The sequence below is a fragment of the Deltaproteobacteria bacterium genome, from assembly GCA_019308925.1.
Classification (GTDB): domain Bacteria; phylum Desulfobacterota; class B13-G15; order B13-G15; family RBG-16-54-18; genus JAFDHG01.
This window is the reverse complement of the sequence record JAFDHG010000004.1, coordinates 1-17342: the sequence shown is the minus strand read 5'-3', so window position 1 is coordinate 17342 and position 17342 is coordinate 1. Positions and strand designations below refer to the sequence as shown.

Genomic DNA, 17342 nt, shown 5'->3' with positions numbered 1-17342 from the left:
GCACCTTCTCTTCAAGGGGAATTATTATTCCTCCGTTTCGCCTCCCAGTTTGATCTTGACAGGTAAAGGAGATTTATGGTATAAGATTATTATTAGTAAAGTTTCCAAAAAGGGAGGGAGAAGGGAATGATTGAAAAAAGGGTTGTCGATGCGTTAATAAAGATAGTGGGAAAGGACGATGTCCTCACAGAGAAGGAAGACCTCGCCTCCTATGCTTTCGATGGGACGGCCACTTGGGCTCATGAGCCTGATGTGGTGGTTTTTCCCAGCTCGGCTCAGGAGATATCGGAGGTATTGAAGCTGGCCAACAAGGAGCGGGTCCCTGTTACCCCACGCGGGGCAGGCACCAATGTAAGCGGTGGCTCAATACCGATAAAGGGAGGGATTGTCCTGTGTACCACCAAGATGAATAAAATCCTGGACATAAATAAGACTAACCTGACAGTTACTGTCGAGCCTGGTGTAGTCCTCCAGGACCTAAACATGGCCTTGGCTAAACAGGGTCTGTTCTACCCTCCTGACCCGCAAAGCTTTCTTGGCTGCACTATGGGTGGTACTGTAGCTGAGAATGCTGGTGGTCCCTACTGTGTGAAGTATGGCGTGACTAAACAGTATCTTCTCGGGCTAGAGGTGGTTCTGGCCAATGGCTATATTATGAAGCTTGGTGGGGTGACGGTTAAGAATCGCACAGGCTATGAGCTGATAATGCTGTTCACCGGCTCTGAGGGAACCTTGGGGGTAATAACCAAAATGACCCTGAGATTGTTGCCTCTGCCGCCGGCAAATAAAACTATGATGGCTGTTTTTGATGATATGGCGGTGGGTGGTCAGGCAGTATCCGATATTCTGGCTAGTGGGGTGATACCAGCGAAAATTGAGTTTGTTGATAACTTTGTTATCAGGCGGATTGAGGAAATGACGCCTATGGGTCTGCCTGTAGAGGCGAATGCCCTGCTTCTGTTGCAGGCTGATGGCTCCTCGGCTGCCGTAGAGGCAGACTCTGAGCAGATTGTTGACATCTTGAAAAAGAGTGGAGCTAAAGAGGTCAAAGTAGCCAAGGATGCCAATGAAGCGGCTATGTACTGGAAGATGAGGAGTGCCGGCTTTGCCGCTGTTTTTGGTGCTGCTCACACGGTTCTGGCTGAGGATGTAGCTGTGCCCCGAGATAAGCTTGCTGAGTTCATACGAAGATTGGGTGAGATTTCTGAGAAATCCGGTTTCTTCATCCAATTCCTGGGTCATGCCGGGGATGGGAATCTCCATCCATCTATATTCACTGATATGAGGAATAAAGAGGAGTTTGCCAGAGCTCAAGATACCATGGCTGAGATATTTAGAGCGGCCATGGAGTTAGGTGGGGTGCTTTCTGGAGAGCATGGCATTGGCTTGGAGAAGCAGCGTTTTTTAAAGGAGGCTATGGACCCGGTGGCCATTGATCTGATGAAGGGCATCAAGAAGCTTGTAGATCCCAACAATATCCTCAACCCGGGCAAGATTTGGGAGGAAGCTGAGGCCTAAGTATTTCGGCCTCGTTTGTGCAAAGGGCCTGATAGTATTCTAAATATGAAAAAGGAGGTATATCATGACGGTAAGTAAATGGATGCACGCTGGGACTATTTTGAAGATGAATGCTATCAATTATCCCGACAAACTCGGATGTCAGGATAAAAATAAGAGCTTCACCTTCAAGGAATGGAACGAGAGGGCCTGTAGGTTGTCTGATGCCCTGACAAAGATCGGAGTTGGGTATCAGGATCGCTTTGCAATCCTGGCCTATAACCGCGTAGAGTGGTTGGACATCTATGCATCCTGCGCCAAAGGTGGGCAGATAATGGTCCCCATTATGTTCCGTCTCGCACCTCCTGATTTCGAGTACATCATTAATCACTCCGAGAGCAAGGCATTCATCGTGGAGGAACCTTTTGTTGAGGCGGTCAACAGCATCCGTGATAAGCTCCCCATTCCCAAAGAGAACTACATCTATATGGGTGAAGGGAAGACCCCGGATGGCTACGTCAACTACGAGGATTTTTTGGCAGGTGGTTCTCCAGAGGAGCCCGATATAGTGGTGGATGGGGAGGATACCTGGACCTTTATGTATACCTCCGGGACCACGGGCAGACCCAAAGGGGTGGTCAGGACCCATGAGAGCTACGTCGCCCAATATATGCTTAACAACATCAACACAGGGGTCAGGCCAACGGATAAGGTGATGCTGGTAATGCCTATGTGCCACGTCAATTCCATCTTCTATTCCTTCCCCTATACCCTTGTGAGTGCACCGGTGATGGTCTATAATATGGTCAGTTTTGATCCAGAGGATATGTTGAGGACCATGTCCGAGTATCAGATCACCTTTACCTCCCTGGTGCCCACCCACTACATCATGATGTTGGCCTTGCCTGATGAGGTGAAGAACAAGTATGATGTAAGCTGCATCAGGCAGTTGTTGATCTCCTCGGCACCGGCCAGGAAAGACCTCAAATTGGCCATCATGGACCACTTCAAGAACGCAGAGCTCTGGGAGGCCTATGGATCGACAGAGGCAGGATTGGTAACGCTGTTGCGTCCAGAGGATCAATTTAAGAAACTGGGTTCCATAGGAAAAGAGGTCTTTGGCACAGATCGGATAAAGATTCTGGACGAAGAGGGCAATCCAGTACCGGAGGGAGAGGTTGGTGAGCTCTATTCCAGGACGCCACAGGTCTTCAAGGAATACTGGAAAGATCCTGAGAAGACCAAGGAGGTCTTCCAGGGAGAGTGGTTTACTGCTGGTGATATGTGCAAAAGAGACGAGGAGGGATATTACTATTTAGTAGATAGAAAGGCGAACATGATCATCACTGGTGGGGAGAACGTGTTTCCCTCTGAGGTGGAGAACGTAGTGGGCGCCCATCAAGCTGTCAAGGATGTAGCGGTCATTGGTGTGCCTGACGCAAAATGGGGTGAAGCGATCAAGGCAGTGGTGGTCCTTCACGACAAGTATGAGCCGAGTGATGAGTTGGCAAAGGAGATTATGGATTTCTGCAGGGGGAAGATCGCCGGCTATAAGCGACCTAAGACTGTGGACTTTATCAAAGATGAGGAGATGCCCCGCACCGGTACCGGCAAGATCCTACACCGGATTCTGCGCGAGCAGTATGGGAAGTGGAGTGATGAGCAGTAGATAGAGGGACAGAAAGAGAATAAGGAATTTGAAGGGGCCCTGCCCTTGTGGCAGGGTCCCTTCATCTCAGAGGTCCATTTTTACCCTTAATTTATATTGCTCCCTCTTTAAGTATTTGAAGGAATTCTTTGGCCGGGGGAGAAAGCGATTCTTTTTCCAGAAAAAAGACCCGAACATCCAAAGATATCTTTCCTGAGGAGAGGCGCAAGGGTCTAAAGACCCCTTTTTCGATCTCGTCTCTTATAGATAAGAGAACGAAGAAAGAGACTCCCTTCCCTTCCTTTACTATTTCTTTGATAAAATCGAAACTACCTCCTTCCAAAAATATATCTGGGTCAAAATGATATTTTTTGAATAGCTTAAAGATGGCGTATCTTGTGGCCGAGCCTTCTTCCCTCAGGATGATACGCTCCTTTTTCAACTCTTCGATATCTACCTCGTCTCTCTTATCAAACCACTTATGTTTGTTGGAGACTACCAGGAAGACCTCCTCCTTGTGAAAGGGGATCGATGGCAAACTTTTCCCGTATCTCGTATCGGCCACCAGGGCCAACTCATTTTCCATCTTGACCACGCTCTCGGTCATTTGGATGGAGCTCCCCTCCCCAATCACCATTTTGACTTGGGGATTTCCCTTTTGGAAAGTGGACACAAAGGGGGGCAGGACATATTTCGCATAGGTCCTTGTGGTTCCAACCCTCAAAACCCCCTTTTTCACCTTCCCCAGATCTAAGAGATGATCCTCCGCTTCGGCAGCCAGCTCAAATATCTTCTCGGCATACGAATAAAGGGTCCTTCCTGCATCTGTCAGTTGTAGTCGGTTCCCCACCCTTGCGAAGAGTCTGACGTGGTAAAATTTCTCCAGCTCTCTGATCTGCATGCTAACCGCTGGCTGGGTGACCAATAGCTTGTCGGCTGCACGGGAGCAACTCCCATATTTAGCGGTGAGATAGAATACCTCTAACTTTTTGGGGTTCAAGAGAGGTTCCTCATCCAAAAAATAAAACTTTATTTTATTATTAAAAGAATATTCATAAGATGGTTTTATAGTAGCATAAATTTATTTTCCTTGCAAAAGGAAAGGATCTCTTTTTAAATACTTTAATAAAGGGTCCATTTTTGACTTGCATAACTATGGCTTAGAACAATTAAGTCAACAAGAGAAAGGAGGTCTTTATGAAAGAGGAGAAGATAGGTATAGGTCCTTCAGGGAGGATAGGTGGGCTCATCCAGGTCATTGCTTGGATAGTGGTGGGGATCGTTATTTTCGTCTATTTTCTACCTGTAGATCTCATCATCCTGAAGATACTTCCTGCAACCCTCATCATGCTTATTGCCATTGGCCATCTGGTATTATTGGGGGATAATTGGCCATTATCACCTCCTGCTGGAAGTTGGAGGCCAGAAAAGTCCCGTTTTGTCGCCGGCCTGGGGATGACCGTTATTTGGGCCATTTTCACCTTCGCCATCTTGCTCTTCATGATATTTATCTATCCCAAATGGCCGATAGGTCCCCTTTACCTCTGGTTTGGTGTAGTCGGCTTTTGGCTCACCTTGCTTTATGGGATCAACTGGGGTGGGTGGCCCTTTAAGGGGCGTTTGCACCCGTGGGTGACGATGTTTATCAGTTTCATCATCGTCTTTGGCCTATCAATCTTGATCTGGAATTTTCTTACCAACCTGGATGGGACTCCCCTAGCCGATACCCCTATGAATCATAAAGGGCCTCTTAATGTCGATTGGCTGACCGGCTTTTTGGTATGGTCCATCGGTTGGTTTTTTGTCTTTAGCCCTGTCTTCACCACTCAAGGTTCCCCCTTCAGGAAATGGGGTCATCCGGGAGCGGCCATTGGTCAGACGATCCTTGCACACATCTTAGGATATCTATCATGGAAGTTGAGTCTATCCCTTGGTCTCAGCCTCACTTTTTCTTTCGCCGCTATAGGGTCTTCCCTCATCTTTTGGCCCCTGGTCCATTCATGGCATCTCGGGTTTTGGGGGGTGGCCAAATACACCCAACCCAAGAGGGGGATTTATGGTTTCATTCTCCAATGCGTTATCATCGCCGTTTGGATCTTCATCCTCAGGGCGATCCTTGGCCCCATCGCCGGGACAGCGGCGGAGCTCAAACTTCCTGCTGATGTAAACATCTTCATCATATATCTCAATTTGTGCATCGTCGCGCCAGCCTTGATTGCCCACAACGCCTTCTGGTTGAGATGGCCACTGACATTACCAACACCGCCAGGGACTCCCCCTCCTGATCAGGCGGGGGGATGATGAAGCGAGTGAGAAGAGGGCTGAAATTTTGATCGGAGGAGGTGAAAGTAAAAAAATAAAAATCTATAGAGGGATTTAGGGGGTAATTGTTCTTAAAGTCTAAAATCTTCTTTGGAAGGAGGGAGAAAGATGGCAGAGAAAAAAGTAGCCAGGTTTCCTGACCCCCATGAATACGTGGAAAAGGAGGTACCGCCGGAACTTGAGGGCTGGGAGGAGATGTACCCACCACACTTTTTGTTCGGCAAGGAAAGGGAGGAATGGGAAAAGAAGCAGTTCTGGTATCTGGATAAGATACATGCCCCGGAACCCATGCCTCCCCTTGACCAGATATTCCAGCAGGCATGGCAAATATCACTGTCCCAGCATACCACCAGGGTGTTTTGCATTCCCCCAGCCCAGGGGATAGCACATCGTATGATTGGCTGCTATCAATATATCTGTGCTATTGAACCACCTCCTGAGGAGGTGATAAAGGAGAAGGCTGAGCTGTTTGGTGTGCGGGCGCATTATCCTATTGAGCACTATGATGAGCTTTGGGATGAGTGGCTTGGCAGAATGCAGGCACTAGGCAGGGAGATGGAGGGGATAAAGGTACCTCAGGAGTTACCCAAGTACATGCCGGCTGAAGAGGTTGCCCCCAATCCTTACCGTGGCTATAGCCCTGGTTATGAGCTGATAGAGGCCTTTGATAGAGCTAACGATTGTATGTACAAGGGCTGGCAATACCACTTCAACTACTTGAATCTCTCTTACCTGTATTACCTGACGTTTGGTGATGTAGCCAGAAAGCTTTTCCCAGGGATAAGTGAGAGCACGATTGGCAAGATGGTGGCTGGGGCTGAGGTATCGATGTTCCGCCCTGAGGAGGAGCTTTGCCGGTTAGCCAGGGAAGCTCATGCAGTGCCCAAGGTGGCTGAGGTTTTGAGGAAAGAGGCTCCAGCAGCGCGGAAGATAGAGGAGCTGAGGAAGTTCGATGCAGGCCAGGCCTGGCTCGACGAGCTTGAAGGGATTAGGGAACCCTGGCTTTATATCTCCTGTGGTAGCGGATGGTACTATTACGAGGGGAGCTGGGTTAATAAGCTGGATGTGCCGTTTGGCTATTTGAAAGGCTATCTCGAGCGTCTGGCTAAAGGGGAGAAAATCGAGAGGTCGCTTTCTAAAATTGCTGAAGCCAGGGATAAGTTGATTAGCGAGTATCGTAAGCTCATCAAAACGGACGAGGACAGAAGCTCGTTTGATAGTGCTTACAAAGACTGCCGGGTCATATATAGGTATGCCGAGGACCACCTCTTCTGGGTAGAGCACTGGTTCCATACCATATGGTGGGACAAGATGAGAGAAATCGGAAGGGTTCTGGTCAAGTGCGGAGCGCTGAAAGAAGAGGATGACATATTTATGTTTAACAGGTTGGAGGTTCCCACCGTGATAGAGGACGCTGTTACTACCTGGGCCTTGGGTGAAGGAGTACCTATGTTGAAGTGGGGGGAAAGGGCACAGAGGCGCCGGGAGATACTCCAAGCGGCTACTAAATGGTCGCCCACCCCAGCGCTGGGGGTTCCGCCTGAGGAGGTGGCTGAGCCATTCACAATAATGCTCTGGGGCGTTACCACCGATAAAGTAGCAGAGTGGCTAAAAGGAATGGCTGTAGTCCCAGAGGAGGTGACCGAGATTAAAGGCTTTGCCTCTTCATTCGGGGTCGTTGAGGGGACAGCCCGGGTGCTTAAGTCCCTTGAAGACGTCGTAAACCTTCAAGAGGGCGAGATTATGGTCTGCCCAAGCAGTAATCCTGCCTGGGCTCCCGTATTTACCAAGATTAAGGCTTCGGTGACTGACATTGGTGGGCTGACAAGCCATGCTGCTATAGTATGTAGGGAGTATGGTGTACCAGCAGTCACCGGCACTGGTATCGCTACCTCAGTGATTAAAACCGGGGACAAGATAAGAGTGGATGGCGATAGCGGAATTGTAACTATACTAGAGAGGGCGTAATAACTGACTAGGGGGTATGTGCTGTGGCACATACCCCCAGCCCGTTGGAAGGAGGAAGATGATCCCTACCAAGTGGATATATCGGTTTGATGAGTTAGGCAAGGAGCACAACGATATAGTGGGGAAGAAGTGTGCCAGTCTAGGGGAGATGACCAGAGCTGGGTTTCAAGTCCCCCCTGGGTTTGCCCTGGCACTGGAAGCTTATGATAGGTTTATGAAAGAGACTGGTGCTATTGAGGAGGTTCGACAGTACCTGACTACATTTAGTGCCGACCCCAATAACCCCGCTGATATGTCAAAATATGAGGAGGCGTCCGAGGTAATACGAGGTATTGTGGAATCTAAAGAGATGCCTCAGGATATGGAGGATGTTATCAGGCAGTATTACGATGGGCTTTGCCAAATGACAGGCATTAGTGATATTCCCGTGGCCACACGCTCAGCGGGACCAGCCAGCCACCCTGGGCAATACGAAACCTACCTCTATGTCAGGGGCGGTTCGGAGGTAATGGAAAACATAATCAAGGTATGGTCGAGCACATTTAACCAACGGTCCATTATTGCCCGTGCTCGCCTGGGACTCCCCCTGGAGTATGACCCTGTTGGTGTGGCTGTGCTTAAGATGGTAAATGCCAGGGCAGCTGGTGTCATGTTTACCTTAAACCCGGTTACTGGTGACCCATCTAAGATTGTGATAGACGGGAACTGGGGCCTAGGTGAGAGCGTGGTCAGCGGCTCGGTTACCCCCGATGAGTGGATGGTGGATAAGGTTATACTTGAAATTACCAAGGTCATAGTTTCACCAAAGCTCAAGGAATATGTATTGGACACAAAGACAGGCAGGACCATGTTTGTTGATATCCCACCTGATCGACAAAACGCGCCTTGTCTAAGCAGAGAAGAGATATTGGAGCTAGCCAAGATAGGCAAGAAAATAGAGGACCACTATGGGATAGCCCAAGATACGGAATGGGCTATAGATAATGACCTCCCCTTCCCGGAGAATGTATTTATGCTGCAATGCCGGCCAGAGCAAGTGTGGAGCCAGCGCAAGAAAGAGCCCCTCCTCGGCAAGAAGAGCGGTTACGAGCTGCTAATGGAAAAGGCATTAACGCCGACGAAGGTTAAACTATGAATGGCAGACAGGGCTGGGACGAAAGGGGGGGGTGGCAACAGGGTTCAGAATCAAATTTGTCAACGTCTCAAAAGGGATAGTAACCTTTTGGGAATTTTATTCATTCATAGGGGGTATATCATGAAAGACCTGAGAGACTTCATCAAAGAGTGTGAAGAGATGGGGGAATTAAAGAAGATCACGGCAGAGGTGGATTGGGATCTCGAATTATCCCACATTGCCAAGCTCAATGAGGAGAAACAGGGTCCGGCCCTTCTTTTTGAGAATGTAAAGGATTATGATTCTCCAGTGCTCACCAGTGTCTGCACCACCACGGAAAGACTGTCGCTGATCATGGGTATGCCAAAGGATTCAACCTTAGTAGACCTTATGAGGCATTGGGTAGAAAAGGGAGAGATCAAGGTTCCCCCTAAATTAGTTGATACTGGCCCTTGCAAGGAAAACAAAATGATGGCCGACGAGGTCGATCTTTTCAAGTTCCCCGTGCCCAAGTTCTTCCCCATGGATGGTGGACGGTTTTTCGGAACAGCCCACTTTGTGGTCACTAAGGACCCGGAATCGGATTGGGTCAATGTGGGAACTTACAGACTGCAACTCCTCGATAAGAACATACTGGGAACCCAGTTTATAAAAGGGAAGCACTCCGATATCATGCTCAAGAAATACCAGGCCATGGGCAAACCCATGCCCGTAGCAGTTGTGGTGGGGTGTGATCCTCTCCTGTTCCTCATGGGCGCAGCCCGGTTGTCCGCCTTTGAATCCGAGTATGATCTTGCAGGCTCTATCCGTGGGGAGCCCATTGAAGTTGTTAGGTGCGAGACGAATGACCTGATTGTCCCGGCCACATCAGAAATCGTGGTGGAAGGAGAAGTGGATGCTGATAAGTTTATGGAAGAAGGTCCTTTTGGCGAATACACAGGCTACTATTCAGGCGTAGGCTCCAATCCCCGGAACTATATAAAGGTCAATTGCGTCACCCACCGGAATAACCCCGTTTTTATGGCCACAACTGTGGGCCGGGCCGTTACGGACACACACATGACCATGGCCCTCACCTATGGCTCTACCCTGTGGCAGCAGCTTGTGGCCATGAAGATACCCGGTATAAAGGCTATCTACTGCCCGCCCGAGGGGTCGGGAAGATTTCTGGCCATAATCTCCGTGAAGCAGATGTATCCCGGGCACGCCGACCAGGTACTCACTGCCGCCATCTCAACGGAGATGGGGGCCTATGGCCTCAAAACCGTCATTGTAGTGGATGAAGATATTGACCCCTGGGATATCTCCCGGGTCATGTACGCGTTGAGCTTCAGATTCCAGCCCAACAGGTCCCAGGTCATTAAACGGGGTAGATCCACGCCGTTAGACCCTTCCCTTCCCATAAACGCAAGGGAGATAACCGGCAGGTTGTTACTGGATGCAACCATTCCATATGAGTGGAAGGAGAAACCCATACCGATAGAGCTCGACTCAGAAGTAGTCAAGAAGGTCGAGAGTAGGTGGTCGGAGTTAGGTTTAGAATAGTTGGCTTCTAGGGTATCCTCTTCGTATCGTTACCCAATCCTCCCCTTTTAAAGGGTGAGGGTTGGGCAAAGAGAGTGTAGTGCTGTATTGTTTGGGAATTATCCTAACACCTTGGGGGTGAGCGATGGCAATTGTCGTCATTGGTATGCTGGATGAAAGGGAAGAGGGCCTTCGGTTGTTAAGAGAGTATATAGAACGGCGAGGGCATAAAACCATACTTATTGATGTTAGCATAGGTACTGGAGGGATTATACCCTCGTTAAGGGCAGAGATTTCATGCGAAGAAATAGCCCATGCCGGTGGAACGACCGTAGAAAAGATCAAGGAGGTGTTGACAAAAGAAAGGGAGAAGGCTACCTCTATGATGGCCGAGGGATTGAAGAAAAAGGTGCTTGAACTATATGAATCTGGGGAACTTCAGGGGGTTATAGCGGTTGGTGGAATGACGGGCACCTCCCTGTCCCTCACCGCAATGAGGGCTTTGCCCTTTGGGGTGCCCAAGGTTTTGATATCAAGCGTAGCAGCCATGCCGGCATATGCCAAGAGGCTTGCGGAATATTTTGGGGTCAGGGACATAACGGTGATGCACAGTGTGGTTGACACCGTGGGCCTAAATCCCTTAGTGAGAAGTCTGATGGTCAATGGCGCTAATGCTATATGCGGAATGGTTGAAGGATTTGAGCCCCCTGAGAAGGAGGGAAGGCCCACCATTGCACTCACGGAGCTTGGTTTTTGCGATAAAGGTGCCCACTATGTAAGGGAACTTCTGGAGAAGAATTATAATATAGTCTCCTTTCATGCTACCGGATTGGGCGACCGAGCTGCGGAAGACCTGGTCAACCAGGGATTGTTCGGGGCCTTTATCGATCTGGTGCCGGCCGGCTTTAGCGAGTATCTATTAGGGGGCAATCGCGCCGCTGGGCCGGACAGGCTGGAGGCAGCCTGTAACCAAGGCATACCCTACATCCTTGCCCCTTGCGGGTTTGACATGATAAGTTGTGGCCCCATTGAGAGGAGAGATAAGGCTGATCCCCTCTGGGTCTCCCGAAGGCTGGCTGAGAGGAAGCTCCTGGTTCAAGATGCTATGAGAGTTCAAGCGAGAACAAGCGCTGAAGAGATGCAGATTATCACCCGGGCAGTGGCGGAAAAACTGAATAAGCACAAGGACAAGAAGTTAGTAAAATTCTTGATCCCCACCAAGGGTTTCTCCTCGCTAAGCGTCGAGGGTGGTGCACTTTATGACCCGAATTTAGACCAAACCTTCATGGATGAACTGAAGAAGAACCTGGACCCGGAGATAGAAATCATAGAGGTTGACGCCCACATTAATACCCCAAAGTTTGCCCGGACAGTTGTAGAAGCCCTCGAGCAGACCTTGAAGAAGGATACTCCATAGTAAAGATAAAAAAGTGAAGAAACAGGTGCTTATTATAGCCACCCTTGATACTAAAGGAAGGGAAGCGGCATACGTTAAAGATTGTGTGCAAGAGTTTGATATCAATCCAATTCTCATGGACATCGGAACCCTAGGGGGGCCGTTAACCACACCTGATATCACGCGAGAAGAAGTCGCAGCCGCTGCAGGGTACAATCTCAATCAATTCATCAACGACCAAGACCGCTCTGGTGCTGTTAAAGCTGTTCAGGAGGGTGGCACTATCCTGGCAAACCGTTTGCTTGAAGAAGGCAAACTCCATGGAGTATTTGGAATGGGGGGAGGCACGGGTACTGCCATTGTCACCGCAATCATGTGTTCCCTTCCTTTTGGCCTCCCTAAGGTGGTGGTTTCCACAGTGGCCTCCAGGGATGTACGGGAGTATGTAGGTACTAAAGACATCGTGATGTTCCATTCTGTGGCGGATATTTTGGGGTTCAACGAATTTATTCGACTGATTCTTGGGCAGGCAGCGCATGCAGTATGCGGAATGATAGAAAAAGGGAGTGAAGTTCTTAAGGGAAAACCGATGATAGCCGTGACCGCTTATGGACTTAACTCTTCTTGTGCCATTCAGGCTGAACCCCTCTTGGAAGCAAAAGGATACGAAATGGTCGCCTTTCACGCCAATGGGTGCGGGGGGATGGCTATGGAGGAATTCATTGAACAGGGTCTTGTGGCTGGCGTGCTTGATTTTACCCTTCATGAGATAGCTGATGAGATGTTTGGTGGTTATTGCAAAGGCATAGGTCCGATGCGGCTTGAGACAGCAGGCAGGACTGGAGTCCCCCTCCTTCTGGCACCTGGTGGGCTTGATAACGCGGTCTTCAGCCCTTCTTACCCCATGCCTGATCAACTAAAAGGAAGAAAGATATATTCTCATGATATACGGTTTTGTGTTCGTATGGAGTCTGAAGAGATGAAGGCGTTTGCCCGGATCATCGGAGAAAAACTAAACGAATCTAAAGGGCCAACTTATATGCTTATTCCGAAACAAGGATGGTCTGAAGCTGATAAACCAGGAATGGAGCTTTTTGATCCTCAGACAGATCATATCTTTGTAGACGAGCTCAAAAAGATAATCAAGCATACTATCCCCATCGAAGAGATGAATGTCCATATAAGCGAACCTGCCTTTGCCAAACGGGCAGTGGAGGTTTTAGATAACATGATACGATCACAAAAGGCTTGATTTACGTCAGACGCCCCTGGTCGCCTCACGAGGAACGAAAGGGTATTATTAGGTGCGCTCATGGATCATGGAGAGTATCGGAGAAGAAAAATAACCTTGGTGTCTTTGAGGGAGATAATGGATTTCCTCCCGTTTAAAGGAGAAGTTGATGGTCAAAGATTGGCCGCTCATCAAAAGTGTTAAAGAGTCCGATTATTCCCTGTTCAGCGTTCGTATTGACACCGTCCTTTCGCCTCGCACTGGCAAGACTCATGACTTTTATGTGATCGAGACCCTCGATTGGGTAACCGTTATACCCTTGACTCCTTCCTTAGAAGTGGTGATGGTGAGGCAGTTCAGGCATGGGATAAAGGGGGTTACCTTGGAGACCCCCGGGGGGTTGGTGGATCAGGGTGATGATCCCTTGGAATCTGCTCGGCGTGAGCTTATGGAAGAAACGGGATATAAGGCCCGGGAAGTAGAATTGTTGGGAGAACTCTCTCCCCAACCCGCCCTCTTCAACAACCGCTTTTTTGTCTATCTGGGGAGGGATGTAGAAAAGGTGGCCCCACCATGCCAGGATGAGGGGGAGGACCTGGAGGTAGTCTTGGTGCCCCTGCAGGAGATCAAGGGGATGATCAGGAGGGGGGAGATAGGGCATGCATTGGTGTTGGCGGCCTTCCAGCTCTTCTTTTTTCATGCAAAAGAAAGGGGATTCTTTTAGTGCGCTCTTGGAAGGTATCGGAGAAGAAAGGTGAGCTTGAGGTCTTTGCCCAAGTGGAGGTGCTTGGCGATGACCTGTTGGTGATCCTCTGGGGGGGGACGAGGCCGCATATCGGGGCCATCGGGGTGGCCCAGCCCAGACCTAGCCTAAAAGATCCCAAGACGATAAGTGCTACCAGTTCGGTCTTCACATTTTTGGGACATAAAGAGGATGTGCTGGTCAAGGCGATGTCCGAAGAGCTGGCAAGCAGGTTGAACAAAAAGGTGGTGGTTGTCGCCGGAATGCATTGGGAAGAGCTGAAAGGTAAGGAGATAGGGGAGGTTATAGAGATTTGCCAAAGACTCAAGGAGAGGATACTGGAGGAGATGAAGAAGAGATGAAGCGGATCATCGTGGGGATTACCGGTGCCTCCGGTGTCATATATGGGATACGGTTACTTGAGGTGTTGAGGGACCTAAAGATGGAGACCCATTTGGTCCTCACCGAGGCGGCCAAAGAGAACATCGGCATAGAGACCACTTTTTCCGTAGAAAAGGTAGAGAAATTGGCTTATAATGTCCATGATATAAAGGAGTTGGCAGCCCCCCTGTCCAGCGGTTCCTTTAAGACCGATGGGATGGTGATCGCCCCTTGTACCATAAAGACCCTTTCCGGGGTGGCCCATTCATATACAGAAAACCTCCTGATCAGGGCCGCCGATGTAACCCTTAAAGAAAGGCGCAAATTGATCTTGATGGTGAGGGAGACCCCCCTGCATAAGGGTCATCTTGAATTGATGTATAAGGTTGCTGACCTGGGAGGGATTATCTTGCCCCCTATCCCTGCCTTTTACTATTCTCCCCGCATGATCGAAGACTTGATCGATCATACGATAGGTAAGATATTGGACTTCATGGAAATAGATCACTCCCTCTATAAGAGGTGGGAGGGGGTGGCCAAGAGGAAAAAGGAGGATTTCTGAGATGGCCAAAGACCACCGTATCTATTGGAACCCTATCCTTGAGACTCTGCCCCAGGAGAAACTTCAAGCTTTGCAGCTGAAGAAATTCAGGCGCATTGTGGACTGGGCCTACAACAATTCCCCTTTTTACCGCAAACTCTATCAGGAGGCGGGGCTTAAGCCAGGAGATGTGAAGAGTTTTGAGGATATCCGCAAGGTGCCCAAGATCGAGAAGGGGATGATGAGAGAGGTCCAGCAACGTGAGCCCTTCCCCTATGGGGATATGCTGACTGTCCCCATTGAGCAGGTGACTGCCTTCAGACAGACCAGCGGGACTACTGGCACCCCAGTCTATCAAGCCGACACCTGGCAGGACTGGGAGTGGTGGTCAGAGTCTTGGTGTTATATCCTCCATGCCCAGGGTTATCGAGATACTGATAGGGTCTTCATTCCCTTCGGCTACAACATCTTTGTAGCCTTCTGGGCCGGGCACTATGCAGCGGAGAAACTCGGCTGTGAGGTTGTTCCTGGGGGGGTACTGGACACCCAGGCCAGGATCCTCAAGATGCAGGAGCTGCGGTGCAATGCATTCATGGCCACCCCTACCTATGTCCTGGGGATGGCGGATGCGGCCAAGAACAAGTTAGGGATCGATCCGGCCAAGGACCTCTATATCCAAAAGATCACCTGTGCTGGCGAGCCTGGGGGTAGCATCCCCACCACCAAGAGAAGGATGGAAGAGGCCTGGGGGGCAAAGGTATATGATCACATCGGTGCCACTGAGATAGGTGCCTGGAGCTATGAGTGCACAGAGCAACCAGGGGGGTTGCACGTAAATGAGGCCTTCTTCCTGGTGGAGATAGAAGATGTGGAGACAGGGGAGCCCGTCACCGAGCCCGGCAAGGAGGGTAAGATGGTCATCACCGCCCTGGACCGAATCGCCAAACCCTGCATCAGGTTTGATTCCAAGGACGTGATCCGCTGGACTGATCATCAGTGCGACTGTGGCAGGACCTTTCGAATCATTGATGGAGGGGTGGTAGGGCGCGCCGATGACATCACCAAGGTGAAGGGGGTCCTTCTAGCCCCCACGGCCATTGAGGAGGTGGTCAGGAGTGTCCCCGAACTGGGGGATGAGTACGAGGTGATCGTGAGCAAGAGGGGGGATGTGGATGACATCCTCTTAAAGGTGGAGATCCTCCCTGGCAAAGAGGGAGAACAGGAGTCCGTCCTCTCCCGTCTGAAGGATCAACTACGGGTGAAGACCAACCTGGGCTACCGGATAGAGATCCATCCCTACGGCTCCTTGCCCAGGTACGAGGTGAAGGCCAAGAGGTTCAAAGACCTGAGAAAAAAGGGAGGTTGATATGGAGGACTGGAAGATTGAGGAGATGGATGAAAAGATTCAGCAATTGCACAAAATAGCTGAGGAGTTGAAAGGAAAGGCCGGGGGAATTCAGGCGGTGGAGAGGAACCTGGATCGCATCTTGGCCAATATAAAGATGCTGGAGCTCAACATCAGTGATGTGAAAGAATTGGTCTAAGAATGAAAGGATAAATCATAGAAGAAAGATAGTATTCTACTTTTTGTGTAGATTCGCTTGATCTCACCCACCAAAAGTTTCTCCGAAAATCTGTGAAAAAGTACTCGCAATCTCTGGGCAACTTAATGTAACCTCATCTTTAGATCTGCCTTTTTTCCTTAAGTTAGCTGATTCCTCCAAACAACCTTAATAGTTACAGGGAGGCCTATTTTATTGCATAAAGCTCCCCCAGAATTTAATCCTAGCTACCCCGAAGAAGGGGGAACCCCACTTTTCCAGTTCCTAAATCAGTTATCTAGTTGTTATTAAAGATTTTTGGGAATCTTAAGAATAATTTTTGGGGAAAGTCCTGGAAAAATTTTTTGACTTGACAATGTTCCTGAGGCGTGTATAATATCTATATTATGGAACTTAGTTCCACAAAGCGGAACAAAGCGGGACGTAAGCTTGTTAATTCCCTTCAACGAGGCATGGCCATTCTCGAAATATTTACCGCAGAGTCCCCAAGGCTGAGATTTCAAGAGATCGCACAAAAAACTGGGTTGCCAAAGGCCACTGTTTTTCGGTTTCTCCGTACTCTGGTTACTCTTAATTATATTCGGTTCGATCCGGAATCAAAAACATACTCTCCTGGCGCAAGAGTTATGTCCTTGGGGTTTGCAGTCTTATCGAGTCTGGACTTGAGGGACATCGCCCGTCCTTATCTTGAGGAATTGTCAAGGATAACTAAACAAACTGTAAACCTTGGCATCCTTGATAATACCGAAGTGGTCTATATCGAACGTGTTAAAAAACGGCGGGTAGTTAGCTCAGATTTTCATATCGGTAGTCGATTAAACATATATCTAAGCTCCATGGGCAGGGCAATTTTAGCCTTTATGGATCATGAAGAATTTAATGTGCTATTAAATGACATATTGAAGAACGGCCAGGCCGTAAAGTACATTGGGCAAAATGGTGAGCGCTTGATGGAGATCATCGAAGATGTTCGGCACAAAGGATACGCGATAAATGACCAGGAGTATTTTAGAGGTCTGAGGGCAGCCGCTGCTCCGGTCTTAAATAAAAAGGGGATGGCTGAGGCAGCAATCAATATGCCGGTTTTTAGCAATATGATTACTCGAAAAGAGCTGGTTGAAAAATACGTTCCGTTGCTTGTCAAGACAGCAGAAGATATTTCCATGGCCAGGGGGTACAGCAAAGATCGCACCGATATAGGCGCCTTAAACAAACAAGGTGCATCACGATGATTAAAGGAGGAGGGATATGAAATTCATTGTTTCACCATCAAATTTAAAAGGAACTATTACCATCCCTGGATCTAAATCTAACACAACACGAGCTGTCTTTATTGCTACATTGGCCGAAGGAAAAACAATAATTCGCAATCCATTGCCAAGTGCAGATTGTTTTTCTACGGTTAGAGTCTGTAGA

The 17342-nt window shown here is 49.1% G+C and carries 16 protein-coding genes; 15 read left to right on the top strand and 1 reads right to left on the bottom strand.

The features are described 5' to 3' along the window. Positions 1-129 precede the first annotated feature (129 nt). Together JRI46_01020 and JRI46_01015 are read left to right on the top strand one after the other, a co-directional pair. Positions 130-1518, top strand: coding sequence for an FAD-binding protein (locus JRI46_01020; protein MBW2038171.1), 1389 nt, complete (start codon positions 130-132; stop codon positions 1516-1518). A 64-nt stretch (positions 1519-1582) separates the two neighbouring features. Further along, positions 1583-3166: an AMP-binding protein gene (locus JRI46_01015; protein ID MBW2038170.1), complete on the top strand. Its 1584-nt coding sequence runs from the start codon at positions 1583-1585 to the stop codon at positions 3164-3166. 91 nt (positions 3167-3257) lie between these two features. On the opposite strand, the gene JRI46_01010 is transcribed toward JRI46_01015, so the two are convergent. Then, complete coding sequence (locus tag JRI46_01010; GenBank protein ID MBW2038169.1) at positions 3258-4145, bottom strand: LysR family transcriptional regulator; 888 nt, start codon at positions 4143-4145, stop codon at positions 3258-3260. Positions 4146-4342: 197 nt separating this feature from the next. Here JRI46_01010 and JRI46_01005 point away from each other — a divergent pair, with 197 nt between their 5' ends. The 13 genes from JRI46_01005 to JRI46_00945 form a co-directional block, all read left to right on the top strand. Further along, complete coding sequence (locus JRI46_01005) at positions 4343-5446, top strand: hypothetical protein (GenBank protein MBW2038168.1); 1104 nt, start codon at positions 4343-4345, stop codon at positions 5444-5446. Between the two features lie 129 nt (positions 5447-5575). After that, positions 5576-7435, top strand: a complete 1860-nt coding sequence (locus JRI46_01000) for a PEP-utilizing enzyme, mobile region (protein ID MBW2038167.1) — start codon at positions 5576-5578, stop codon at positions 7433-7435. 58 nt (positions 7436-7493) lie between these two features. Beyond that, positions 7494-8570 carry a PEP/pyruvate-binding domain-containing protein gene (locus JRI46_00995; protein MBW2038166.1) on the top strand — a complete coding sequence of 359 codons (1077 nt, stop codon included), beginning with the start codon at positions 7494-7496 and terminating at the stop codon, positions 8568-8570. Between the two features lie 120 nt (positions 8571-8690). Continuing rightward, positions 8691-10094, top strand: a complete 1404-nt coding sequence (gene ppcB / locus JRI46_00990; GenBank protein ID MBW2038165.1) for a phenylphosphate carboxylase subunit beta — start codon at positions 8691-8693, stop codon at positions 10092-10094. A 124-nt stretch (positions 10095-10218) separates the two neighbouring features. Then, positions 10219-11490: a Tm-1-like ATP-binding domain-containing protein gene (locus JRI46_00985; protein ID MBW2038164.1), complete on the top strand. Its 1272-nt coding sequence runs from the start codon at positions 10219-10221 to the stop codon at positions 11488-11490. 13 nt (positions 11491-11503) lie between these two features. Then, the gene (locus tag JRI46_00980) at positions 11504-12721 is read left to right on the top strand and encodes a Tm-1-like ATP-binding domain-containing protein (GenBank protein MBW2038163.1); all 1218 of its coding nucleotides are present in this window, start codon (positions 11504-11506) and stop codon (positions 12719-12721) included. A 148-nt stretch (positions 12722-12869) separates the two neighbouring features. Continuing rightward, positions 12870-13424 (top strand): NUDIX hydrolase, encoded by a 555-nt coding sequence (locus tag JRI46_00975; protein MBW2038162.1) that lies wholly within the window; start codon positions 12870-12872, stop codon positions 13422-13424. Then, entirely contained in the window at positions 13424-13804 is a 381-nt protein-coding gene (locus JRI46_00970) for a hypothetical protein (GenBank protein ID MBW2038161.1), read from the top strand. The genes JRI46_00975 and JRI46_00970 overlap by 1 nt, the downstream gene beginning before the upstream one ends. After that, complete coding sequence (locus JRI46_00965; protein MBW2038160.1) at positions 13801-14385, top strand: UbiX family flavin prenyltransferase; 585 nt, start codon at positions 13801-13803, stop codon at positions 14383-14385. The genes JRI46_00970 and JRI46_00965 overlap by 4 nt, the downstream gene beginning before the upstream one ends. A 1-nt stretch (position 14386) precedes the next feature. Further along, positions 14387-15730: a phenylacetate--CoA ligase family protein gene (locus JRI46_00960; protein MBW2038159.1), complete on the top strand. Its 1344-nt coding sequence runs from the start codon at positions 14387-14389 to the stop codon at positions 15728-15730. A gap of 1 nt (position 15731) precedes the next feature. Continuing rightward, the gene (locus JRI46_00955; GenBank protein ID MBW2038158.1) at positions 15732-15908 is read left to right on the top strand and encodes a hypothetical protein; all 177 of its coding nucleotides are present in this window, start codon (positions 15732-15734) and stop codon (positions 15906-15908) included. 470 nt (positions 15909-16378) lie between these two features. Continuing rightward, on the top strand, positions 16379-17158 hold the full coding sequence (locus JRI46_00950; protein ID MBW2038157.1) for an IclR family transcriptional regulator: 780 nt from the start codon (positions 16379-16381) through the stop codon (positions 17156-17158). Between the two features lie 16 nt (positions 17159-17174). After that, positions 17175-17342, top strand: a 168-nt coding sequence (locus JRI46_00945) for a 3-phosphoshikimate 1-carboxyvinyltransferase (GenBank protein ID MBW2038156.1), incomplete at its 3' end; no start/stop codon positions are given.